Raw genomic sequence first — 24,104 nt, forward strand, 5'->3', positions numbered from 1 at the left:
CTATCCTGTCTGCGACAGGATGGGGTCTGTCCGCGGTATAAAGGCGCCTGGCGGCGCCTTTATTATCACGATGCGAAATTAGTTCACTTCGTCCATTTTACCCAGCAGCGCCTGCAGACGATCCTGCCAGACGTTGTGCTGTTCCCGCAACTGCGCGTTTTCACGCTCCAGCGCTTCGTGGCCGCCCTGCGCCTGCTGAACTTCCTGCATCAGGCTGCCATTCTTCTCTTTCAGTTCTTCGATTTCCATCTGCAACAGTGTGATAGTATCAATCGCCTGTTGCACTTTAGCTTCCAGTTTTTCAAACACTTCAAATGACATCGTCCTACCTCTCCTGAAATTGCAAGGCGCAGATACCCTTCATTACGGGGCACTGTTCATCAAGAACAACCAGCAACGCCTTAGATTGTACGCGCGCTACTACGTATGTGTTCGATTGTATGGAGCGTAACTTCCGCTGTCCAGCGGCACGCCACGCTGTTTGCGGTTTACGACAATTTTCAACAATTGTGCAATGTTGTCTGTCGGGGCCGACATGCCAACATATCCGCCATACGCGCTGCGCCGACAAAACGCGCGTTTTATCCACTTTAATGGCGCGAAAGCGCGCATTTTTATGACGCGACACGCAACTTTTGATTTCGTAATTTCTCGTTCCCGTTCGTTAACGATAAATTAACATTGTGCCGGGAGGCATGACGATCCACAGAAATGAAGTCATCAACACTTATTTGCTAATTTGCCTTCAGGACCCTGATTATGAGCCAGACATCAACCTTAAAAGGCCAGTGCATTGCGGAATTTCTCGGCGCAGGCCTACTAATTTTCTTCGGTGTGGGATGCGTTGCGGCGATGAAAGTGGCCGGCGCCACCTTCGGGCAATGGGAAATCAGCATTATCTGGGGGCTGGGCGTGGCAATGGCTATTTATCTCACCGCTGGCGTTTCGGGAGCGCACCTTAATCCGGCGGTCACCGTCGCACTATGGCTTTTTGGCGGATTTGATGGGCGTAAAGTTCTGCCATATGCCGTTTCTCAGTTTGCTGGCGCGTTTTGCGCTGCCGCATTAGTTTACGGGCTTTATTACAACCTTTTTTTCGATTACGAGCAGACGCATCAAATGGTGCGCGGTAGTATGGAAAGCCTTGATTTAGCAGCTATATTTTCTACCTATCCAAATCCGCATATTAATTTTATACAAGCTTTTGCCGTGGAGTTAGTCATTACCGCCATCCTGATGGGCGTGATTATGGCGCTTAACGACGACGGTAACGGCCTGCCGCGCGGCGCACTGGCGCCGCTGTTGGTTGGCCTGCTGATTGCCGTAATTGGCGCATCAATGGGGCCGCTGACGGGGTTTGCAATGAACCCGGCGCGCGATCTCGGTCCGAAAACATTCGCCTGGCTGGCAGGTTGGGGCAATGTGGCCTTCACCGGCGGTAAGGATATCCCCTATTTCTTTGTTCCGCTGATTGGCCCACTGTGCGGCGCCGTACTTGGCGGCTTTAGCTACCGTAAATTGATAAGCCCATACCTGCCCGATAGCGCAGCGCCCGCCGCCCGGGATAATAACCCTGCGACAGGCGCGCAACGCAAAGCAACGCTGTAACAGAATTCAGGAATATATTATGACTACCGAAACGAAATATATTGTCGCCCTTGATCAGGGAACCACCAGTTCGCGCGCTGTTGTCATGGATCATGATGCTAACATCGTTAGCGTTGCACAGCGTGAATTCCAACAAATTTACCCAAAAGCAGGCTGGGTGGAGCACGATCCAATGGAAATCTGGGCTTCCCAGAGCGCCACGCTGGTAGAAGCGCTGGCCAAGGCAGATATCCGCTCCGATCAGATTGCCGCTATCGGCATCACTAATCAGCGTGAAACAACCATTGTCTGGGAACGTGAAACGGGTAAGCCGATTTATAACGCCATCGTCTGGCAGTGTCGACGCACCGCAGAAATCTGTGACCAACTCAAGCGCGACGGCATGGAAGAGTATGTACGCCACAGCACGGGCCTGGTCATTGATCCCTATTTTTCCGGGACTAAAGTGAAGTGGATTCTCGACCATGTGGAGGGCGCGCGCGAACGCGCGCGCCGCGGCGAGCTGCTGTTCGGCACTGTTGATACCTGGCTTATCTGGAAAATGACCCAGGGGCGCGTACACATTACCGATTACACCAACGCTTCGCGTACTATGCTGTTCAACATTCACGAACTTGAATGGGACGATCGTATGCTGGAAGCGCTGGATATTCCGCGCGCCATGCTGCCGCAGGTGCGAAAATCGTCCGAAGTATACGGCCAGACCAATATCGGCGGTAAGGGCGGCACCCGTATTCCCATCGCCGGGATTGCAGGCGATCAGCAGGCTGCGCTGTTCGGCCAGCTATGTGTGAAGCAGGGTATGGCAAAAAATACCTATGGCACAGGCTGTTTTATGTTGATGAATACCGGCGAGCAGGCGGTACGTTCCAGCCACGGCCTGCTGACTACTATCGCCTGCGGCCCGAAGGGTGAAGTGAACTATGCGCTTGAAGGCGCGGTGTTTATGGGAGGCGCCTCCATTCAGTGGTTGCGTGATGAGATGAAACTCATCAACGATGCCGCTGATTCCGAATACTTTGCTTCAAAGGTAAATAATACCAATGGCGTGTATGTTGTACCTGCGTTTACAGGTCTTGGCGCACCTTACTGGGATCCCTATGCCCGTGGCGCTATTCTCGGTCTGACGCGCGGCGTTAACGCTAACCACATTATCCGCGCCACGCTGGAAGCCATCGCTTATCAAACCCGCGATGTACTGGAAGCTATGCAGGCTGACGCTGGCGTACGTCTGCATGCGCTGCGCGTAGACGGCGGCGCGGTCGCTAATAACTTTTTGATGCAGTTCCAGGCCGACATTCTCGGTACGCGCGTTGAGCGGCCCGAAGTGCGCGAAGTTACGGCGCTGGGCGCCGCCTGGCTGGCGGGCCTTGCGGTGGGCTACTGGCAAGACCTTGATGAACTGAAAGAAAAGGCGGTCGTTGAGCGCGAATTCCGCCCCAGTATTGAAACCGTGGAGCGTAATTACCGCTATGAAGGCTGGAAAAAAGCGGTGAAGCGCTCGCTGGACTGGGAAGATCACAGCGCCCGCTAATCGGTACGCCGCGCTTTATTCCCCACGGGCCGGGCAACGCGGCCCGTTACTTCGTCCCCTCTGTGTTAAAATCCCCCGCAATTTATTTTGCCGATGGGAATAACAATGAGACGAGAACTTGCGATTGAATTTTCACGCGTAACCGAGGCTGCCGCGCTGGCAGGTTATAAATGGCTGGGTCGGGGCGATAAAAATACCGCAGACGGCGCAGCGGTTAATGCCATGCGTATTGTGCTCAATCAGATAAACATCAACGGCCAGATAGTTATCGGCGAAGGCGAAATCGATGAGGCTCCCATGCTTTACATTGGCGAGCAGGTCGGTACTGGCCTTGGCGATGCAGTGGATATTGCCGTCGATCCTATCGAAGGCACGCGTATGACCGCGATGGGCCAGGCGAACGCGCTGGCGGTTATGGCCGTCGGCGATCGCGGTTGCTTTCTGAACGCGCCGGATATGTATATGGAAAAGTTGATAGTCGGGCCGGGCGCCAAAGGCTGTCTTAATCTCAACCAGCCATTGGAGGAAAACCTGCAACGTATCGCGGCATCCCTGGGAAAATCGCTGGGCGAACTGACCGTTACAATACTGGCTAAACCAAGACACGACGCGGTGATTGCAAAACTTCAGCAGCTTGGCGTACGTGTATTCGCCATTCCGGACGGGGATGTTGCGGCTTCTATCCTGACCTGCATGCCCGACAGCGAAGTTGATGTGCTCTACGGCATCGGCGGCGCGCCGGAAGGGGTTGTATCCGCTGCGGTCATTCGCGCTATGGATGGCGATATGCAGGGGCGTCTGTTGCCCCGGCACGAAGTAAAAGGCGACAGCGAAGAAAACCGCCGCATTGGTTTACAGGAACTGGCGCGTTGCGCAGAGATGGGGATCGCCGCGGGAATGGTGTTAAAGCTGGATGATATGGCGCGTAGTGATAACGTTATCTTTTCCGCCACCGGCATTACCAAAGGCGACCTGCTGGACGGCATCAGCCGTAAAGGCAATATCGCCACCACGGAAACGCTGCTTATCCGTGGCAAATCCCGCACTATTCGCCGCATCAAATCGATACACTATCTGGATCGTAAAGATGCCAACGTTCAGCAGCATATCCTGTAGCATCGCCTTTTGTTCGCCAGTGGCGGGACGAGGGGCAAATTAAATATACGTTACTTCAGGAGTTAACTATGGCTGATTGGGTCAGCGGTAAAGTTATCCGGGTTCAACACTGGACCGATGCGTTGTTCAGTCTTATCGTCAACGCGGACGCGGCGCCGTTCACCGCAGGCCAGTTCACCAAGCTTGGACTGGAAATCGACGGCGAACGCATCCAGCGCGCCTACTCCTACGTTAATGCGCCCGGGAACAGCGAACTGGAGTTTTATCTGGTGAATGTGCCGGAAGGTAAGCTCAGCCCACGCCTTCATGCCATGCAGCCCGGTGACGAGGTTATGGTCGTGCGCGAAGCCGCCGGTTTTTTTGTGCTTGAAGAGGTCCCCGACTGCCAGACCCTGTGGATGCTGGCGACGGGTACCGCCATAGGCCCTTATCTGTCCATACTTCAGCAGGGCGAAGGGCTGGCGCGCTTCGAAAATATTGTGCTGGTGCATGCCGCACGCTATACGCATGATTTCAGTTATTTGCCATTAATGTTGGAACTTCAGGAACGTTATCAGGGCAAGCTGCGTATTCAGACTGTAGCCAGCCGCGAGCAGGTCGCCGGTTCGCTATATGGACGAATACCGGCGCTAATTGCCAACGGAGAGCTGGAAGAGGCTGTGGGGCTAACCATGACGGCGCAGAATAGCCACGTGATGCTGTGCGGCAACCCGCAGATGGTACGCGACACCACGCAATTACTGAAAGACAGCCGAGAGATGTCTAAACATTTACGCCGTCGCCCCGGTCATATTACTGCTGAACATTATTGGTAAACTGGCGAAACCTTACTTCAGCCGTGGTTTTGCCATATTTGTTTTGCCCCTGGGTGCCGACAAATGCGCCCAGGTCCAGCAACATCATGACCATGATAATCGTTGGCAATAGTTGACCAACCGCCCACTGCCACACGCCGGGCAACATATTCCAGTTGACTGCCGGCAGCATCCAGGCCAGTACCAACAGCAGCGCCCAGGCGCCAGATTTCCCACGATCGTGTAACCGCTTTACGACTACCGCCGCCGTGGGCCACAGCAGACAGACCAGGATAAAAGAAGCGGTTTGCAGGCTAAGCGTATCGCTACCGGCCAGGCTAAACAGCAGCGCCATCGCGCACAGCCATAGTCCGATCCAAATCCAGAAGTCGCGGCGCCCCAGGCGCCCCTTAACAGAAAACAGCCACTGCTGTATGGTCATGAGGTTATCCTTATCTTTTCGTGGAGGTAGTTTACCCCGACAGGCGCAGGTTTTGACAAGTTAAGGCGATATCGTTTTAATCGCTCACGTAACACCTGATGAGAACATAACAATGAATGTCTGGATTTATATCTTTGTACTGCCTGCGCTTTTCATTACGTCAAGCCGCGCGGCGCCTGTTTCCTCGCCAGAATCGCCAATCGCCCCTTATTTGTTGCCCGGCGCGCCTACTTTTGAACTGACAATCACGCAGTTTCGGGAGAAATTTAATAAGGCTAACCCTCTTCTGGCGCTAAAAGAATTTCGGGCTATCTCGTCATCCGGCGCGACGGCAAACCTCACGCGCGCGGCCACCAAAATTAATGAAAACCTTTATGCATCCACAGCGCTGGAGCGCGGAACGCTGAAGATTAAAAGCATTCAAATCACCTGGCTGCCCATTCAGGGACCGGGACAGAAGGCCGCGCAGGAGAAAGCGAAAAGCTATATGGCCGCTCTGATTCGCGCGTTTACGCCTGGGTTAACCGTAGCGCAAAGCCAGCTAAACCTGGGAAAATTACTCAGCGCCGGGAAAAAGCAAGGCTACTATGCCCGCAGCGAAGGCGCCGTACGTTATGTAGTGGCAGATAACGGCGAAAATGGTCTAACGCTCGCGGTTGAACCGATTAAGCTGGCGCTTTCTGAAACACTTAAAGACAATCAATGATAAAAAGCAAAGCCTTTCAGGCGCATAATCTCTATACTGTTTCTCTGCTTGTGCTGCTCTGTGGCAGCGTTATTTTTATCACTTTTCTGCGGGAGAATGAAAATGCGACATCCTTTAGTGATGGGTAACTGGAAACTCAACGGTAGCCGCCACATGGTTAACGAACTGCTCACTAACCTGCGCAAAGAGCTGGCTGGCTTCAGCGGCTGCGGGGTGGCGATCGCACCGCCGGAAGTTTACCTCGATCTGGCAAAGCAAGCCGCTGCCGGCAGCCACATCGCCCTGGGGGCCCAGAATGTCGATGTGAACCTTTCCGGCGCATTCACCGGCGAAACATCCGCAGAAATGCTTAAAGATATTGGCGCGCAGTACATCATCATCGGACACTCCGAGCGTCGTACCTATCACAAAGAATCTGATGAACTGATCGCAAAGAAATTCGCCATCCTCAAAGAGCAGGGCCTGACGCCGGTTCTGTGCATTGGTGAAACTGAAGCAGAAAACGAAGCCGGCAAAACCGAAGAAGTTTGCGCTCGCCAGATCGACGCCGTGCTGAAAACGCAGGGCGCAGCCGCTTTTGAAGGCGCGGTTATTGCCTATGAGCCAGTCTGGGCTATCGGCACGGGCAAATCAGCTACGCCTGCCCAGGCGCAGGCCGTTCACAAATTTATCCGCGATCACATTGCTAAAGCCGATGCGAAAATAGCCGAGCAGGTCGTCATTCAGTACGGCGGTTCCGTAAACGCCGGCAATGCGGCAGAGCTATTCGGCCAGCCAGATATCGATGGCGCGCTGGTGGGTGGCGCATCGCTGAAGGCTGACGCTTTCGCCGCCATTATCAAAGCCGCCGCGCAAGCTAAAAACGCATAACCGGGCTACGCTGAAAGCCCTGTTTTTCTGCGCGCGCAAGATGAACGCAACGCCCTCCAGGCCTTAAACAATCGGTATGGCATCGAGAGGGCGGAGCTTTTTTAATGGGGGTTAACCGGTGTTGCGCATACCGGCGGCAACCCCTGCGATAGTGACCATTAGCGCTTGCTCTACCCGCGCGTCCGGCTCTTCGCCTCTCTCTTCGGCCTGGCGAGAGCGATGCAGCAGCTCTGCCTGAAGCACGTTGAGCGGATCCGTATAGATGTTACGCAGCATGATAGATTCTGCAATCCACGGCAGGTCCGCCATCAGATGCGCGTCATTTGCGGTCGTCAGCACCAGTTTAATATCCGCTGCTAGCTGTTTACGCAACTCTTTGCCCAGCCCCCATAGCTCCGGCGCCACCAGGCGCTGATCATAATATTCAGCCAGCCACAGGTCTGTTTTAGCAAATACCATCTCCAGCATTCCCAGGCGAGTGGAGAAGAACGGCCAGTCGCGACACATGGCTTCCAGCTCGCCCTGTTTGCCGTCATCGACGACCTTTTGCAGCGCAGCGCCGGCGCCAAGCCAGGCGGGCAGCATCAGACGGTTCTGGGTCCAGGCGAAAATCCACGGTATAGCGCGCAGGGATTCCACGCCGCCGGTTGGACGGCGCTTGGCCGGGCGTGAGCCGAGCGGCAGTTTGCCCAGTTCGACCTCAGGCGTGGCGGAGCGGAAATAGGGCACAAAATTTTTATTTTCACGCACATAACTGCGGTACATGTTGCATGACAGCGTGGATAGTTCATCCATAATATCGCGCCACGCCTGTTCAGGTTCCGGCGGCGGCAGCAGGTTAGCTTCAAGTATTGCGCCGGTATACAGCGACAGGCTGCTGATAGTAATTTCCGGCAAGCCGTATTTAAAGCGGATCATTTCTCCCTGCTCGGTGACGCGCAGCCCGCCTTTCAGGCTGCCGGGCGGTTGCGATAGCAGCGCTGCGTGGGCCGGCGCTCCGCCACGGCCGATAGAACCGCCGCGACCGTGGAACAATGTCAGCGCGATACCGGCTTTTTCGCAGGTTTTAATCAGCGCATCCTGCGCCTGGTATTGCGCCCAGGAAGCCGCCATGACGCCCGCGTCTTTAGCAGAATCGGAGTAACCGATCATGACCATCTGCCTGCCCTGGATAAAGCCGCGATACCAGTCAATGTTCAGCAGTTGCGACATGACGTCGTTGGCGTTATTGAGATCGTCCAGCGTTTCAAATAGTGGTGCGACCGGTAGCGCAAAACTGATGCCCGCCTCTTTAAGCAGCAGATGCACGGCCAGCACATCGGATGGCGTTTTCGCCATTGAAATAACGTAGGCGGCGACGGAGCCCTGCGGCGCTTTGGCGATGACCCGGCAGGTATCAAGCACTTCGCGGGTTTCGTCGCTCGGCTCCCAGGCGCGCGGCAACAGCGGGCGTTTGGAGTTGAGTTCGCGGATCAGAAATGCCTGCTTGTCGGCTTCAGACCAGCTTTCATAATCGCCGATACCCAGATAGCGGGTGAGTTCGCCCAGCGCTTCGCTGTGGCGCGTGCTCTCCTGGCGGATATCAATACGCACCAGCGGTACGCCAAAGCATTTCACGCGGCGCAGCGTATCCAGCAGATCGCCATTGGCGATAATACCCATTCCGCAGGCCACCAGCGATTTATAGCAGGCATAAAGCGGTTCCCAGAGCTGATCGTTGTGCGTTAGCAGCCCCTGGGGCTTGGGTAGCGCCTGACCTTTGAGACGCGCTTCCAGCCATGCCTGTGTCGCTATGAGCTGGGCGCGTAATTTCTTCATAATGTAGCGATACGGTTCCTGCTTCCCTTCTTCGCCCGCCAGCGCGCGCAGTTCGTCGGTACAGTCAGCCATCGAGAGTTCGGAAACCAGTACCTGCACATCTTTCAGGAATAAATCGGTGGCCTTCCAGCGGCCCAGTAACAATACGTGGCGTGTGATGTCGGCGGTAACGTTCGGGTTGCCGTCGCGGTCACCCCCCATCCAGGAGGTGAAGCGCACCGGGACAAAATCTACCGGCAGGCGATAGTGGAAATGCTCTTCAAGCTGTTCATTTAGCTCGCGCAGATAGTTTGGTACGCCCTCCCAGAGGCTGTTTTCAACGACGGCAAAGCCCCATTTTGCTTCGTCAACCGGGGAGGGGCGGTGCTTGCGGATCTCATCAGTATGCCAGGACTGCGCGATTAGCTGGCGCAGGCGGCGCATAATCTGGTTGCGTTCATAGTCAGCCAGGTCTTTATGATCAAGCTGCTTCAGGCAGTTATTTACTTCTACCATTTTGTGAATAAGCGTGCGGCGCGTGATTTCTGTCGGGTGCGCAGTCAGCACCAGCTCCAGCGACAGTGATTCAACGGCGCGCCGGATGGCGTCATCGCTCAGTTCCGGCTGAGATTTTAATTTCCGCAGCGTTACGGCTATGACTTCCGGGTTGCTGGCGGCTTCGCCGTTGGCGGAAATGCTGTGAAATTGTTCGGCGGTATTCGCCAGATTCAGAAACTGGCTGAATGCGCGGGCAACGGGCAAAAGTTCGTCATTTGACAGATTTTGCAGCGTGGTAAGCAGCGCCTTGCGGCTGGCTTCGTCACCGGAGCGGGATGCTTTGGATAACTTACGTATGGTTTCGACGCGATCGAGGATATTGTCCCCAAGCGCGCCCCGGATAGTATCCCCGAGTAGTTTACCGAGCATACTGACATTGCTTCGCAAAGCGGAATATTGTTCGTTCATATGTCCCCAGATTTTTTGCCAGGCTTGCCTTACGGCACAGCATTTCTCTTTATAAAGCCACGTAACCACGCGTTCGTCAAATGCCGCGAAATCGGTTCAGCAATCGTGTAACTGCGGGAAATATGAGAAATTTAACTCATAACGCAGCAGATTAATTTTGCTTATAGGCTGGGACGCTGCTGCTATTTCGCCCTTCACTATATGAAGGGCGAACCGGGTGTTAATGCCAGCAGAAATGGCGAACAACCTGGTGAATAAGCTCTCGCGTGGGCTTAATGAAGCGGGTTTCGAGATATTCATCTGGCTGATGGGCCTGGTTAATGGAACCGGGGCCGAGTACCAGCGTTGGGCATATGTTTTGAATAAACGGCGCTTCCGTGCAGTAATTCACCACTTCGGTCTGGACGCCGAGCAGATTTTCCACCACCTGAACCAGTTCGTTATCTGGCGGGCATTCATAGCCGGGGATGGGCGGGTGCAGCTCTGATACTGTAAGCCGGCCCGGCCAGCGTTCACTTACCGGAGCGAGCGCTTCATTGAGCAATCCGTCGAGCTCGCTAAGCGTCATGCCCGGCAGCGGGCGGATATCCATATGCATTTCACAACATGCGCAAATGCGATTGGAGGCGTCGCCGCCGTGAATAGCGCCAAGGTTAAGCGTGGGATAGGGCACGGTGAAGGCATCAAAGCGATAGCGCGCTTTCAGGCTATCGCGCAGCGTCAGGATATGGCCGATGGCGGCATGCATCAGTTCAATGGCGTTAACCCCGCGTGCCGGATCGCTGGAGTGGCCGGACTGGCCAAGTATGCGCACAGCGTTGGATATATGGCCTTTGTGCGCGCGTACGGGCTGGAGCGACGTCGGTTCGCCAATGATAGCGCAATCGGGGCGGATCGTGGCGCTTTTAGCAAAATAGCGGGCGCCTGCCATTGTCGTTTCTTCATCGGCGGTAGCGAGGATATACAGCGGTCTTTTCAGCGTAGCCACGTCGATATCGCGCAAGGCATCGAGAATAAATGCGAAGAACCCTTTCATATCGGCGGCGCCCAGCCCATACAGTTTGTTGTCATGCTCGGTGAGTGTGAACGGGTCGCGTGTCCAGCGGCCATCGTCAAATGGAACGGTATCGGTATGGCCTGCCAGCAGCAGGCCGCCCGTGCCGCTACCGGCGCGGGCCAGCAGGTTAAGCTTTTTGCGCGTGCCCGGTACAGGCTGTACTTCGACATTAAACCCCAAATCTTTGAACCAGCCGGCCAGCAGAGCAATAAGTGCGGCATTGCTTTGATCCAACGCAGCTTCGGTGGCGCTAACCGAAGGGGTGGCGATCAGCTCACGGTAAATTTCTATAAACGGCGGTATTTTTGACTTCACTGTTGACAGGCCTCAGGTCTCAATGATAAATAATCATGCAGTAATAATGAATAAAAATACATTATCGCTCGACGTAAAGGAACCCTAAGAACCTGTATCAGGCTCTGTGTGCGGCACCACTTCACAGGTAAACCGGTAAAGCCGGCCCGGGCATTAATGACGTTAAGAAGGCTTCGCCCCAATGTTAAAAACGCTGATTGTTGGCGCCAGTGGGTATACCGGCGCAGAGCTTGCAAACTATATCCATCGTCATCCTTGTATGAACATAACCGCTTTGGCCGTTTCCGCGCAAAGCACAGATGCTGGCAAGTTAATTTCCGATTTGCATCCGCAGTTGAAAGGGCGAGTCGATCTGCCGCTGCAGCCATTGCTTGAGGTCAGTGAATTCGCAGCCGCTGCCGATGTGGTATTTCTAGCGACCGCGCATGAAGTTAGCCACGATCTGGCGCCGCTTTTTTTACAGGCGGGTTGTGTCGTGTTCGATCTTTCCGGGGCTTACCGAGTTAATGATACAGCGTTTTACCATACTTACTATGGTTTTACCCATCAGCATCCGGCACTGCTGGAGCAGGCGGTGTATGGCCTGGCGGAATGGCAAAGCGCGAAGCTAAAAGAAGCGAAGCTGGTCGCGGTGCCGGGATGTTATCCCACAGCGGCGCAACTGGCCCTCAAGCCGTTGATTGATAATTCGCTTCTGACGCCAGAGCAATGGCCGGTGATCAATGCCATCAGCGGTGTCAGCGGGGCCGGGCGCAAAGCGGCGCTCTCCAACAGCTTTTGTGAAGTGAGCCTGCAACCCTACGGAATATTCACTCATCGCCACCAGCCTGAAATCTCTGCGCATCTTGGTACAGAGGTCATTTTCACGCCACATCTGGGCAATTTCGCACGCGGCATACTGGAAACGATTACCTGTCGCCTGAAGCCTGGCGTGTCGCAGACGCAGGTTGCGCAAGCGTTTAGTGAAGCCTATGCCGATAAACCGCTGGTGCGCCTGTACGAAAAAGGCGTGCCGGCGCTAAAAAATGTGGTGGGCCTGCCGTATTGCGATATCGGCTTTGCCGTGCAGGACGAGCATCTGATTATGGTCGCTGCGGAAGATAACCTGCTAAAAGGCGCCGCGGCCCAGGCGGTGCAGTGCGCCAACCTGCGTTTTGGTTTCCACGAAACTGAATCCCTTATTTAACTGACAGGTACGAGAATGAATCCGTTAATTATTAAGTTAGGCGGCGTATTACTGGACAGTGAAGAGGCGCTGGAGCGCCTGTTCGGCGCGCTGGCGGCTTATCGCCAGGCGCATCAGCGCCCGCTGCTCATTGTACACGGCGGCGGTTGCCTGGTTGATGAAATGATGAAGAAGCTCTGCCTGCCGGTAGTAAAGCAAAACGGACTGCGGGTTACGCCAGCCGATCAAATTGACATTATTACCGGCGCGCTGGCTGGTACGGCGAATAAAACGCTGTTAGCCTGGGCGAAGCGCCATGCTATCTGTGCGGTGGGGTTGTGCCTCGGCGATGGCGACAGCGTGATGGTCAGCCAGTTGGATGAAGCGCTGGGCCACGTAGGTAAGGCCGAGCCTGGTTCGCCGGCGCTACTGACCGGATTGCTTAACGCGGGCTTTTTACCGGTGGTTAGCTCCATAGGTATCACCGCCGATGGTCGGTTGATGAACGTAAACGCCGACCAGGCCGCCACGGCGCTGGCGGCGACGCTGGGCGCGGATCTTATTTTGTTGTCTGATGTAAGCGGCATTCTGGATGGCAAAGGTCAGCGTATTGCTGAAATGACGGCAAGCCATGCCGGTGATTTGATATCTCAGGGTATTATCACGGACGGTATGATAGTGAAAGTGAATGCTGCGCTGGATGCGGCGCGTACGCTGGGGCGCCCGGTTGATATTGCTTCGTGGCGCTATGCAGAACAGCTTCCCTCTCTGTTTAACGGCGTGCCGATCGGCACCCGGATTATGGCGTAATTCAAAGTCTCTAAAGGAAAAAACAATGAAAAATCACGGTATCAAAAAAGTGGTGCTTGCCTATTCCGGCGGTCTGGACACCTCGGCCATTATTCCGTGGCTTAAAGAAAATTATGAAGGCTGCGAAGTTGTCGCTTGTGTTGTGGATATCGGCCAGGATCGCGATGATCTGAAGGGCGTTGAGCAAAAAGCGCTACGCTCTGGCGCGGTTGATTGTTACGTTGTGGACGCGCGTGAAGAGTTCATCAGTGATTATGTGTATCCGGTATTGCAGACGGGCGCTCTGTATGAAGGCAGCTACTTGTTGGGTACGTCTATGGCTCGTCCGCTGATTGCCAAAGCGCTGGTGGATGTGGCGAAAAAAGTGGGCGCAGACGCTTTATGTCATGGCGCAACCGGCAAAGGCAACGACCAGGTGCGTTTCGAGTCCGCATGGGCGGCCCTGGCGCCTGAGCTGAAAGTCATCGCGCCGTGGCGTGAGTGGGATCTGCGCTCCCGTGAAGCGCTGCTGGATTATCTGAAAGAGCGCGATATTCCGACTACGGCTTCGCTGGAAAAAATTTATAGCCGTGATGAGAATGCCTGGCACATCTCTACCGAAGGCGGCGTGTTGGAAAGCCCGTGGAATGCAGCGAACAAAGACTGCTGGGTCTGGACTGTCTGCGCGAAAGATGCGCCGGATCAGGCTGAGCTGGTGACTGTAAAAGTGGAGCAGGGCAAGGTTGTTGCGGTGAACGGCGAAGCGCTTAGCCCGTTTAAATGTCTGGAAAAGCTAAACCAGATAGGTGCGAAGCACGGCGTTGGCCGGGTGGATATTGTGGAAAATCGTCTGGTGGGCATTAAATCCCGCGGCTGTTATGAAACCCCGGGCGGCACAATCATGATGGCCGCGCTGCGCGGCGTTGAGCAACTTGTTCTGGATCGCGACAGCTACAAATGGCGTGAGCAGGTAGGTCTGGAAATGTCTTACGTTGTTTACGATGGCCGCTGGTTTGCGCCGCTGCGCCAGTCTTTGCAGGCGGCTGCAGAATCGCTGGCGCGGGATGTGAACGGTGAAGTCGTGCTGGAACTGTATAAAGGCCGCGTCACCGCCATCCAGAAAAAATCGCCGAACAGCCTGTATAACGAAGCGTTCGCCACCTTTGGTGAAGACGAGGTGTACGATCACAGCCATGCCGGCGGCTTTATCCGCCTGTTTTCGCTGTCGTCGCGTATCCGCGCGCTGAATGAGAAGAAGCATTAATCAGATTAGTTTTGTGCGGCCAGGCCCGGGCGATTGCCCGGGCTTGCCGGGTAACAGATTCAGATGAAATGGAGCATGACTATGGCACTTTGGGGTGGGCGCTTTACACAGGCGGCGGACCAGCGGTTCAAGCAGTTTAATGATTCTTTGCGTTTTGATTATCGCCTGGCCGCGCAGGATATCGTCGGTTCTGTCGCCTGGTCTAAAGCGCTGGTGACCGTGGGTGTGCTCAGCGCAGACGAGCAGCAGCGGCTGGAAAGCGCGCTCAATGCGTTATTAAAAGAAGTGCAGGCGAATCCGCAGCAGATTCTGGAAAGTGATGCTGAAGATATTCATAGCTGGGTGGAAAGTAAACTTATTGAGAAGGTGGGGCCGCTGGGTAAGAAACTGCATACCGGGCGTAGTCGTAATGACCAGGTCGCCACCGATCTTAAGCTATGGTGCAAAGAGCAGGCCGAGCTTCTTTTGGTCGCTATTCATGATTTGCAACGGGCGCTGGTGGCTACCGCCCAGGCGAACCAGGATGCAGTCATGCCGGGCTATACTCATTTGCAGCGCGCGCAGCCGGTAACCTTCGCGCACTGGTGTATGGCCTACGTTGAAATGTTGGCGCGTGATGAAAGCCGGCTACAGGATGCCGTTAAGCGTCTGGATGTCAGCCCACTGGGCAGCGGCGCGCTGGCAGGCACGGCCTATAACATCGATCGTGATCAACTGGCAGGCTGGCTCGGCTTTGCGTCAGCAACCCGTAACAGCCTGGACAGCGTTTCCGATCGCGACCATGTGCTGGAACTGCTTTGTGGCGCGGCTATCGGTATGGTGCACTTGTCACGCTTTGCCGAAGACCTGATTTTTTTCAACTCTGGCGAGGCCGGATTTGTTGAACTCTCCGAGCGTGTGACGTCTGGTTCATCGTTAATGCCGCAGAAGAAAAATCCGGATGCGCTGGAGCTGATTCGCGGCAAGTGCGGGCGCGTACAGGGAGCGATGACCGGTATGATGATGACGTTAAAAGGTCTGCCGCTGGCGTACAACAAAGATATGCAGGAAGACAAGGAGGGGTTATTTGACGCGCTCGATACCTGGCTTGACTGTCTGCATATGGCGGCGCTGGCGCTTGATGGCATCCAGGTTCGTCGCCAGCGTTGTCAGGAAGCGGCGCAACAGGGGTACGCTAATGCGACCGAGTTGGCGGATTACCTGGTGGCAAAAGGCATTCCATTTCGCGAAGCGCATCATATTGTGGGTGAAGCTGTGGTGGAGGCCATTGGCCAGGCAAAACCACTGGAAGGCCTGACGCTGGCGCAATTGCAAAAGTTCAGCCAGGTTATCGCTGAAGACGTTTACCCAGTGTTGTCGCTGGCGTCCTGCCTTGAAAAGCGCTGCGCAAAAGGGGGCGTTTCAGGGCCGCAGGTTGCGCAGGCTATTGAGGATGCGCACAAGCGACTGGATTAATATATCTTTTTCCGTTTAATAAACGCTGGCCTCTCCCGGGCCGGCTTTTTTGCTTTTCAGTCCAGCCTGTAGCGGAGCTGAGCAAAACACGAAAAAAAGCGGACACACTCCTGTGTCCGCAGACGTTCACGTTGGCTTAATGCGGCGGTACTTGCCAGAACGGGTATTCTGGTAAGTTGCGCCGGGTTTCAGTCAGTCCAGAGATCTTCTCTGCAGAGGCGTTTTATATGAGGTGACTGTGATATAGCGCTCTGTTGACGCTTATTATTTATTACAAAGCTTGATAGGGATAATCGCTGGTTGCTATGCTATCTATCGCCATGGGCTATCATGGCGGCGGAGGATGAGTAATGAATATTCGTGACCTTGAATACCTGGTAGCGCTTGCCGAGCATCGTCATTTTCGTCGTGCAGCGGATGCATGCCATGTTAGTCAGCCAACCCTTAGCGGTCAAATTCGTAAACTGGAAGATGAGTTGGGCGTTATGTTGCTTGAACGCACCAGCCGCAAAGTGCTTTTTACCCAGGCAGGGCTGCTGCTTGTTGATCAAGCCCGTACTGTGCTGCGTGAAGTAAAAGTGCTGAAGGAAATGGCGAGCCAACAGGGCGAAAGTATGTCTGGCCCTCTGCATATTGGCCTGATCCCAACCGTTGGCCCGTATCTGCTGCCGCATATTATTCCAATGTTGCATCAGGCTTTCCCCAAACTGGAAATGTATCTGCATGAAGCGCAAACCCATCAATTGCTGGCGCAGCTTGATAGCGGCAAGCTGGATTGCGCCATTCTGGCTTTGGTGAAAGAAAGCGAAGCGTTTATCGAAGTGCCGCTGTTCGATGAGCCTATGTTGCTTGCTATTTATAACAATCATCCGTGGGCGGATCGCGATCGGGTGCCAATGTCCGATCTTGCCGGTGAAAAGTTGCTTATGCTGGAGGATGGACATTGCCTGCGGGATCAGGCGTTGGGGTTTTGTTTTGAGGCGGGCGCCGATGAGGACACGCACTTCAGGGCAACCAGCCTGGAAACGCTGCGTAATATGGTGGCTGCGGGCAGCGGCATTACACTGCTGCCCGCGCTATCGGTACCGCCGGAGCGATGCCGTGATGGCGTGATATATCTACCCTGTTATAAGCCGGAACCGCGGCGTACGGTTGGGCTTATCTATCGCCCTGGCTCGCCGCTGCGTAGTCGTTATGAGCAACTTGCAGAGGCCATCCACGCTCAGATGGATGGCCATTTCGAACGTTCGTTAAAAAAGGCGGTTTAAACCGTTTAGCGCTGCGACCCGATAGGCTTCCGCCATTGTCGGGTAATTGAAGGTGGTGTTAACGAAGTATTCAATAGTATTACCGCCGCCTTTTTGCTCCATTATTGCCTGGCCGATATGAATAATTTCGGCCGCACGCTCACCAAAGCAGTGAATACCCAAAATCTCTTTCGTTTCGCGATGGAACAGGATTTTCAGCGTACCCACGTTCATGCCGACAATCTGCGCACGCGCCAGATGCTTAAATTGCGCCCGGCCCACTTCATAAGGCACTTTCATGGCCGTCAGTTGCTGTTCCGTTTTGCCCACAGAGCTGATTTCAGGAATGGTATAAATTCCGGTGGGAATATCCTCAACCAGGTGCGCGGAAGCTTCACCTTTAATCATCGCCTGCGCGGCGATACGACCCTGGTCGTAAGCGGCAGAAGCAAGGCTTGGATAGCCAATCACATCGCCCACGGCCCATATATGAGGTATGGCGGTCTGATACATACTGTTCACTTTAAGCAGGCCGCGGCTGTCCACGTCAAGCCCAATGCCGTCAAGTTCCAGTGCGTCGGTATTGCCGGTACGTCCGTTGGCGTAGAGCAGGCAGTCGGCTTTAACTTTCTTGCCCGATTTCATATGGACGACAACGCCATCGGCTGTGCCTTCTATTTGTTCGTATTCTTCGTTATGGCGAATAACCACGCCGCTGTTCCAGAAATGATATGACAGCGAGTCTGACATTTCCTGATCGAGAAACGCCAGCAGACGATCGCGGGTATTAATGAGATCGACTTTGACATTCATACCGCGAAAAATAGAGGCGTATTCGCAGCCAATAACCCCTGCGCCGTAGATAATGACGTGCTGTGGTTCATGGTGCAGGCTGAGTATGGAGTCGCTGTCGTAAATACGCGGGTGGTGAAAATCGACATCTGCCGGATGATAAGGACGAGAACCACTGGCGATAACGAATTTCTCTGCGCTTAGCGTCTCTGTACTGCCGTCATGGCACTTTAACTCAACGGTGTGTTCATCAATAAACCGTGCATCGCCCTGCACAAGCTCACAGCGGTTGCGCTCATAAAACCCCTGGCGCATGTTAGTTTGCTGGCTGATAACGCTGTCGGCGTGGCGGAGTATGTCGGCGAAGGAGGAGCGCAGAAGACGGGTATGATCACTGTATAACGGGTTCTGATTAAATTCGATAATACGGCTAACGGCGTGGCGGAGCGCTTTTGATGGGATGGTGCCCCAGTGGGTACAGCCGCCGCCTACGTTATGGTAGCGCTCAATCACAGCTACCCTGGCCCCCTGTTTTACCAGCCCCATCGCAGCGCCTTCGCCGCCCGGGCCGGAGCCTATGACTATTGCATCGTAATCGTAAGAATGAGACATGGCAGGAATTACCTGTTTATTACACATAAAAGCAACACAATGCTAACATTTTTGCGTAAACGGCCCAATTCTAATTGTGCGTTTTTCTTTCTGCCGCCTCTGTGCGTGCGTAAACAATCATTCACAAACCTTAATGACCTGGGTACTTTTATTCTCTGCTATAGTGCAGCAAAAGAGGACGAATTCAGGCATTGTGATGGGTGTTAGAGCACAACAAAAAGAGCGAACGCGGCGGTCGTTAGTCGAGGCCGCGTTCAGTCAGTTAAGCGCTGAACGCAGCTTCGCCAGCCTGAGTTTGCGCGAAGTTGCCCGTGAAGCGGGTATTGCGCCAACGTCATTCTATCGACATTTTCGCGATGTAGATGAGCTGGGTCTGACGATGGTGGATGAAAGCGGCCTGATGCTGCGTCAGCTTATGCGCCAGGCGCGTCAGCGTATCGCGAAGGGGGGCAGTGTGATACGCACTTCCGTCTCCACATTCATGGAATTTATAGGCAATAATCCGAATGCATTTCGTTTGCTGCTGCGGGAACGCTCCGGGACGTCTGCTGCGTTTCGTGCCGCCGTAGCGCGTGAAATCCAGCATTTTATTGCTGAACTTACTGACTATTTAGAACTCGAAAATCATATGCCGCGTAGTTTCACGGAGGCGCAGGCTGAGGCGATGGTGACCATTGTTTTTAACGCCGGCGCTGAGGCGTTGGATGTAACCGTCGAACAACGCCAGCAGCTTGAAGAAAGGCTGGTATTGCAGTTGCGCATGATTTCGAAAGGCGCCTACTACTGGTACCGCCGTGAACAGGAAAAAATGGCGATAGCGCTTAATTCAGTCAATAAAAAGGAAGAATAATGAAAGAAACTGTTCAGGAAAAAGGAACACTGCTGCTGGCGCTGATTGCCGGTCTGTCCATTAACGGTACATTTGGCGCGCTGTTTAGCTCGGTCGTTCCTTTTTCTATATTTCCGATTATTTCTCTGGCGCTGGCGGTCTGGTGTTTGCATCAGCGCTATCAGTCTCGCACCATGCCACAGGGTTTACCCGGCATTGCCGCCGCTTGCTTTGTGCTGGGGCTGTTAGCTTATAGCGCTGTCATTCGCGTTGAATATCCAGAGATAGGTTCTAACTTCCTGCCATCGGTGTTGTCGGTGATTATGGTGTTCTGGATTGGCTATAAAATCCGTTCGCAACAGACGTCTGCTTAAATATAAAACCGGCGGCGCTGAGCCAGTTTGCGGGAAGGGTGCAGAAAAATCGCCAGCTTCTTTCCCGCATTATCCGCTTGCAAAAAGCCTTCCTGTGGCGATTTGAAGCGTTTGTAAATGTTACGGACTAACTTCAGGCAGGCGTCTGTGCGATAACCGGCGCCGTCGAGCCACGCGCTGAGTTATTATTTTTTGCGCGTCAGCAGAACGCCACATTCCATATGGTGGGTATACGGAAACTGGTCAAATAACGCCAGTCGCTCCACATGATGGGTTTGTGTCAGCGTTTCCAGATTTTTACATAGCGTTTCAGGATTGCAGGAGATGTAAACAATGTGCTCATAACCCTGCACCATTTTCACCGTTTCGGCATCCAGCCCGCTGCGCGGCGGATCGACGAAAATGGTTTCACACTCATAGTCTTTCAGCGAAATGCCTTTCAGGCGGTTAAATTCCCGTACGCCATTCATCGCCTGAGTAAACTCTTCGGCTGACATACGAATAATTTGTACATTATCAATACGATTAGCGGCGATATTATATTGCGCGGCAGCGACAGACGGCTTGGCTATTTCTGTGGCCAACACGCGGCGAAAGTTACGTGCCAGCGCCAGCGAAAAATTACCATTGCCGCAGTACAGTTCCAGCAGATCGCCCTGGAAACCATTAGTAACATCAATGGCCCATTCCAGCATTTGAACGTTCATCGCAGCGTTAGGTTGAGTAAAGCTGTTTTCTACCTGCCGGTATATCATCTCCCGTCCTGCAACCAGAAGCCGCTCGTCAATATAATCCTGGTCCAGTTCAATTTTGGTTCTGGACGCGCGGCCTATCAAATGCAGGTTAAAACCTCTTGCCCGTAGTGTGTCGCGTAGCGATGCCGCCTGCGCCTTCCAGGCATCGTCAAGCGCGCGATGATAAAGTAGCGAGACAACGGCCTGGTTGCTTTGCGTCGTCAGATAATCAATCTGAAATAATTTTTTACGCAGCGTAGGGTTATCGCGAATGCCGGCCAGTATTTCGCTCATCAATTGGTTAATCAGCGCGCTGGCTGCCGGGAAAGTGTCTACGCGAATACGCTGGCGCGTCTGCTGATCGAAAATGATGTGATACAGGTCGTCGCCGTCGTGCCACAGGCGGAATTCTGCCCGCATACGGTAGTGAATGGGGGGAGAACGAAACACTTCCGGAACCTGCGAAGAGAAGGGCGCTATCATGCTTTGCAGGCGGACGACTTTCTCGGCCAGTTGCGTATCGTACCGTTCGGTCGGCAGATTTTCGGGCGTCATTGCTCGCTCCAGGTGATGAAATTACGCGGGCGATTGTAGGGAATAGCGCCGCGATGTCCAGTACCGATTGCCGTTTATACCGTCAGTGGAAGTCTGGACATCTATATCCCACAGGCTGTAGCATGCGCACACCGGTCTTCCCGTGAGTGAAAAGGGTATCCAGCGTCATTCTGGAGCTGGCGCGCAGCGGTAAGGAAAATGTGGCGGGATGAGTAAACACGGCTTACAACGTGGGAGGTGTTCATCCGTATCGTCTCCAGACCCGAAGACCTGCCGGTGACACGTCGCAACAGGCTTCATCGCATGCTATGGATGAAGCCTGCGGCAGCCTTTCTATTATGTGGATGCTTTAATAATGATTAAAAAAGTTTCGCTGCTGACGGCGCTTTCCGTCACGGCGTTTTCAGGCTGGACGCAGGATAGCGTAGATTCAGTTGTAGTTACAGCAAACCGCTTTCAACAACCCGTGAATACTGTCCTTGCTCCGGTAAGTGTCGTGACGCGCCAGGATATCGAGCGCTGGCAGTCAACGTCCGTCATTGACGTAATACGGCGACTACCTGGCGTAAATGTGTCGCAAAATGGCGGCATTGGCCAGTTTTCCACGCTGTTCGTGCGGGGAACAAATTCCAGCCATGTGTTAATTTTGATTGACGGCGTTCGCCTTAATCAGGCGGTTGTTAGCGGGTCGTCGGATTTAAGCCAGTTTCCGGTCTCACTGGTGCAGCGCATTGAATATATTCGTGGGCCGCGTTCTGCTGTTTATGGTTCCGATGCTATCGGCGGTGTAGTGAATATTATTACCGTGCGTGACAAAGACGGTACAACGCTGAATGCAGGTGTGGGATCGCATGGCTATCAGAACTATGGCGCCAGTACGCAGCAGGCTTTGGGTAACAATACGCGCGTCACGCTGGGAGCCGATTATACCTATACCCACGGGTTTGATGTAGTCGCGCAGGGCAATAACGGCGGTTTACAGCAACCCGATCGTGATGGGTTCATGAATAAAACGCTCTATGGCGCGCTTGAGCACAGCTTCTCTGAGCGGTGGAGCGGATTTGTGCGTGGCTACGGTTATGACAACCGTACCGATTATGATGCTTACTACAGCGCCTGGACGCCGGGCGTGGTGGTGGATACCCGTCAGCTTTACAGCCAGGCATGGAATGGGGGGATGCGATTTAATAACGGCATTTTCCACTCGCAGCTATTTTCCAGTTACAGTCACTCAAAGGACTATAACTATGACCCGCATAAAGGGCGTTATGACGCTATGGCGACGCTGGATGAAATCAAACAATACAATCTACAATGGACAAACTCAGTGGATATCGGCCAGGGTAACCTTGGCGCAGGTATCGACTGGCAAAAGCAACGCACTGAGCCAAATACCAACTATGTGGCTGATGGCTATCATTTACATAATACGGGCATATATTTAACCGGGCTGCAAAAGCTGGGCGACTTTATTCTGGAAGGCGCCGCCCGCAGTGATGATAATTCTCAGTTTGGTCAGCACGAAACCTGGCAGGGCAGCGCCGCGTGGGAGTTTATCGACGGGTATCGCTTTATCGTCTCCTACGGTACGGCGTTTAAAGCGCCTAATCTTGGCCAGCTTTATGGTATTTACGGGAACAGGCGGCTTAAACCGGAAGAAAGCAAACAATGGGAAGGGGCGTTTGAAGGTGCCAGCGCGGGTGTGGCCTGGCGCGTATCAGGCTATCGTAATGATATCGATAATCTGATTGATTACGATAGCCATCTTCAGCGCTATTACAATATCGGTAAGGCACGTGTGAAGGGCGTTGAGGCAACGGCTTCTTTCGATACAGGTCCGCTGGCGCACACTATCAGTTATGACTACGTTGATGCCCGCAACGGCATAACTGACCAGCCGCTTGCCCGACGGGCCAAACAACAGGTAAAATATCAGCTCGACTGGCAGATAAAAGATTTGGACTGGAGTCTGACTTATTACTACCTGGGCTGCCGTTATGACACCAATTTCAGTACCTATCGCACCGAGAAGCTGGGTGGCGTTAGTCTTTGGGATATCACGCTTTCGTATCCTGTCACCTCACATCTCACCGTTCGTGGTAAAGTAGCCAACGTGTTCGATAAAGATTACGAGACAGTTTATGGCTACCAAACTGCAGGACGGGAATACACCTTGTCTGGCAGCTACACCTTCTGATGCAAGGCCCACTGTGCTGGTATTTGATTCCGGTGTTGGTGGGCTTTCCATCTATGACGAAGTTCGTCGCCTCCTGCCCGAACTTCACTATATCTATGCGTTTGATAATGTGGCTTTCCCTTACGGCGAAAAAAGCGAAGAGATTATCGTTAAGCGCGTAGTAGACATTGTTAGCGCTGTACATCAACGGCATCCGCTGGCGATGGCGATTGTAGCCTGCAATACGGCCAGTACAGTTACTCTGCCAGCGTTGCGTGAAAAATTTGATTTTCCCGTGGTGGGCGTTGTACCTGCCATCAAGCCAGCGGCACGGTTGACGGCAAATGGCGTTGTTGGGCTGCTTGCCACGCGTGGTACGGTGCGCCGCCCCTATACCCATGAGCTGATAGCCCGCTTTGCGACCGAATGCCGTATTGAAATGCTGGGGTCTGCCGAGTTGGTTGTGCTGGCAGAAGCAAAATTACATGGTGCGGAGGTCTCGCTCGATGAATTACGTAAAATTCTTCGCCCGTGGCTGCGAATGCCGGAACCACCGGATACGGTAGTACTTGGCTGTACACATTTTCCTTTACTTACCGATGAATTAATGCAGGTTTTGCCGTCGGGAACTCGCTTAGTGGATTCCGGGGCGGCGATTGCGCGCAGAACGGCATGGCTACTTGAAAATGAAGCACCGCAAAGATTATCGAGTGAAGAGAATTTTGCTTGTTGCTTAGCGCTTACCCACGAAACCACACAATTACTACCTGTTTTGCAGCGCTATGGCTTTAAGGCATTGGTTAAAATCGATATCTAAAATCCTTTTGTGCAAAAAAGAAACGGTCAGTTAATTTTTTCGGAATCAGTACTTGCCAGCACGGGAATAGTCCCTATAATGCGCCACCAC

At 53.7% G+C, this 24,104-nt stretch carries 21 protein-coding genes and 1 riboswitch; of the genes, 15 read left to right on the plus strand and 6 right to left on the minus strand.

Annotation, left to right across the window (positions count from 1 at the left end):
* Positions 1–78: 78 nt before the first annotated feature.
* Positions 79–321: a septal ring assembly protein ZapB gene (zapB, locus tag JJB97_RS15485; RefSeq protein WP_238714924.1), complete on the minus strand. Its 243-nt coding sequence runs from the start codon at positions 319–321 to the stop codon at positions 79–81.
* A gap of 438 nt (positions 322–759) precedes the next feature.
* On the opposite strand from zapB, the gene JJB97_RS15490 reads away from it, so the two are divergent.
* From JJB97_RS15490 to fpr, 4 genes are all read left to right on the plus strand, one after another.
* Positions 760–1,608 (plus strand): MIP/aquaporin family protein, encoded by an 849-nt coding sequence (locus JJB97_RS15490; RefSeq protein WP_238714925.1) that lies wholly within the window; start codon positions 760–762, stop codon positions 1,606–1,608.
* 19 nt (positions 1,609–1,627) lie between these two features.
* A complete protein-coding gene (glpK, locus tag JJB97_RS15495; RefSeq protein ID WP_238714926.1) occupies positions 1,628–3,142 on the plus strand; it encodes a glycerol kinase GlpK in 1,515 nt (504 codons plus the stop codon).
* Between the two features lie 105 nt (positions 3,143–3,247).
* The gene (gene glpX / locus JJB97_RS15500; RefSeq protein WP_238714927.1) at positions 3,248–4,258 is read left to right on the plus strand and encodes a class II fructose-bisphosphatase; all 1,011 of its coding nucleotides are present in this window, start codon (positions 3,248–3,250) and stop codon (positions 4,256–4,258) included.
* Positions 4,259–4,326: 68 nt separating this feature from the next.
* Positions 4,327–5,073: a ferredoxin--NADP(+) reductase gene (fpr, locus tag JJB97_RS15505; RefSeq protein WP_238714928.1), complete on the plus strand. Its 747-nt coding sequence runs from the start codon at positions 4,327–4,329 to the stop codon at positions 5,071–5,073.
* Here the strand turns inward: fpr and JJB97_RS15510 are convergent.
* The gene (locus tag JJB97_RS15510) at positions 5,051–5,494 is read right to left on the minus strand and encodes a DUF805 domain-containing protein (protein ID WP_238714929.1); all 444 of its coding nucleotides are present in this window, start codon (positions 5,492–5,494) and stop codon (positions 5,051–5,053) included. The two genes, fpr and JJB97_RS15510, sit on opposite strands and share 23 nt — an antisense overlap.
* A gap of 112 nt (positions 5,495–5,606) precedes the next feature.
* On the opposite strand from JJB97_RS15510, the gene JJB97_RS15515 reads away from it, so the two are divergent.
* Entirely contained in the window at positions 5,607–6,200 is a 594-nt protein-coding gene (locus JJB97_RS15515) for a DUF1454 family protein (RefSeq protein ID WP_238714930.1), read from the plus strand.
* A gap of 102 nt (positions 6,201–6,302) precedes the next feature.
* On the plus strand, positions 6,303–7,070 hold the full coding sequence (tpiA, locus tag JJB97_RS15520) for a triose-phosphate isomerase (RefSeq protein ID WP_238714931.1): 768 nt from the start codon (positions 6,303–6,305) through the stop codon (positions 7,068–7,070).
* Positions 7,071–7,181: 111 nt separating this feature from the next.
* Here the strand turns inward: tpiA and ppc are convergent, their stop codons facing one another.
* Both ppc and argE read right to left on the minus strand, forming a co-directional pair.
* A complete protein-coding gene (gene ppc, locus JJB97_RS15525; protein ID WP_238714932.1) occupies positions 7,182–9,833 on the minus strand; it encodes a phosphoenolpyruvate carboxylase in 2,652 nt (883 codons plus the stop codon).
* Positions 9,834–10,053: 220 nt separating this feature from the next.
* Positions 10,054–11,205, minus strand: a complete 1,152-nt coding sequence (gene argE / locus JJB97_RS15530; protein ID WP_238714933.1) for an acetylornithine deacetylase — start codon at positions 11,203–11,205, stop codon at positions 10,054–10,056.
* Between the two features lie 181 nt (positions 11,206–11,386).
* On the opposite strand from argE, the gene argC reads away from it, so the two are divergent.
* The 5 genes from argC to oxyR all read left to right on the plus strand — a co-directional run bounded on the left by argC (position 11,387) and on the right by oxyR (position 17,146).
* Positions 11,387–12,391 carry an N-acetyl-gamma-glutamyl-phosphate reductase gene (gene argC, locus JJB97_RS15535; protein WP_238714934.1) on the plus strand — a complete coding sequence of 335 codons (1,005 nt, stop codon included), beginning with the start codon at positions 11,387–11,389 and terminating at the stop codon, positions 12,389–12,391.
* 15 nt (positions 12,392–12,406) lie between these two features.
* Positions 12,407–13,180: an acetylglutamate kinase gene (gene argB, locus JJB97_RS15540; RefSeq protein ID WP_238714935.1), complete on the plus strand. Its 774-nt coding sequence runs from the start codon at positions 12,407–12,409 to the stop codon at positions 13,178–13,180.
* Between the two features lie 25 nt (positions 13,181–13,205).
* Positions 13,206–14,423: an argininosuccinate synthase gene (locus JJB97_RS15545; protein ID WP_238714936.1), complete on the plus strand. Its 1,218-nt coding sequence runs from the start codon at positions 13,206–13,208 to the stop codon at positions 14,421–14,423.
* 81 nt (positions 14,424–14,504) lie between these two features.
* Positions 14,505–15,878 (plus strand): argininosuccinate lyase, encoded by a 1,374-nt coding sequence (gene argH, locus JJB97_RS15550; protein ID WP_238714937.1) that lies wholly within the window; start codon positions 14,505–14,507, stop codon positions 15,876–15,878.
* A 350-nt stretch (positions 15,879–16,228) separates the two neighbouring features.
* Positions 16,229–17,146 (plus strand): DNA-binding transcriptional regulator OxyR, encoded by a 918-nt coding sequence (gene oxyR / locus JJB97_RS15555; RefSeq protein WP_238714938.1) that lies wholly within the window; start codon positions 16,229–16,231, stop codon positions 17,144–17,146.
* On the opposite strand, the gene sthA is transcribed toward oxyR, so the two are convergent.
* The gene (gene sthA / locus JJB97_RS15560; RefSeq protein ID WP_238714939.1) at positions 17,129–18,529 is read right to left on the minus strand and encodes a Si-specific NAD(P)(+) transhydrogenase; all 1,401 of its coding nucleotides are present in this window, start codon (positions 18,527–18,529) and stop codon (positions 17,129–17,131) included. The two genes, oxyR and sthA, sit on opposite strands and share 18 nt — an antisense overlap.
* Before the next feature lie 196 nt (positions 18,530–18,725).
* Between sthA and fabR the strand changes: the two genes are divergently transcribed.
* Positions 18,726–19,379: an HTH-type transcriptional repressor FabR gene (gene fabR / locus JJB97_RS15565; protein ID WP_238714940.1), complete on the plus strand. Its 654-nt coding sequence runs from the start codon at positions 18,726–18,728 to the stop codon at positions 19,377–19,379.
* On the plus strand, positions 19,379–19,732 hold the full coding sequence (locus JJB97_RS15570) for a YijD family membrane protein (protein WP_238714941.1): 354 nt from the start codon (positions 19,379–19,381) through the stop codon (positions 19,730–19,732). The genes fabR and JJB97_RS15570 overlap by 1 nt, the downstream gene beginning before the upstream one ends.
* A gap of 185 nt (positions 19,733–19,917) precedes the next feature.
* Here the strand turns inward: JJB97_RS15570 and trmA are convergent, their stop codons facing one another.
* Positions 19,918–21,021: a tRNA (uridine(54)-C5)-methyltransferase TrmA gene (gene trmA / locus JJB97_RS15575; RefSeq protein WP_238714942.1), complete on the minus strand. Its 1,104-nt coding sequence runs from the start codon at positions 21,019–21,021 to the stop codon at positions 19,918–19,920.
* Positions 21,022–21,137: 116 nt separating this feature from the next.
* Positions 21,138–21,313, plus strand: a riboswitch (cobalamin riboswitch).
* A gap of 63 nt (positions 21,314–21,376) precedes the next feature.
* Here trmA and btuB point away from each other — a divergent pair.
* On the plus strand, positions 21,377–23,218 hold the full coding sequence (btuB, locus tag JJB97_RS15580) for a TonB-dependent vitamin B12 receptor BtuB (protein ID WP_238714944.1): 1,842 nt from the start codon (positions 21,377–21,379) through the stop codon (positions 23,216–23,218).
* A complete protein-coding gene (gene murI, locus JJB97_RS15585; RefSeq protein ID WP_238714946.1) occupies positions 23,163–24,014 on the plus strand; it encodes a glutamate racemase in 852 nt (283 codons plus the stop codon). Before btuB ends, murI begins: the two co-directional genes overlap by 56 nt.
* Positions 24,015–24,104: the final 90 nt, after the last annotated feature.

The organism is Tenebrionibacter intestinalis (genome assembly GCF_016632365.1).
Lineage (GTDB): Bacteria > Pseudomonadota > Gammaproteobacteria > Enterobacterales > Enterobacteriaceae > Tenebrionibacter > Tenebrionibacter intestinalis.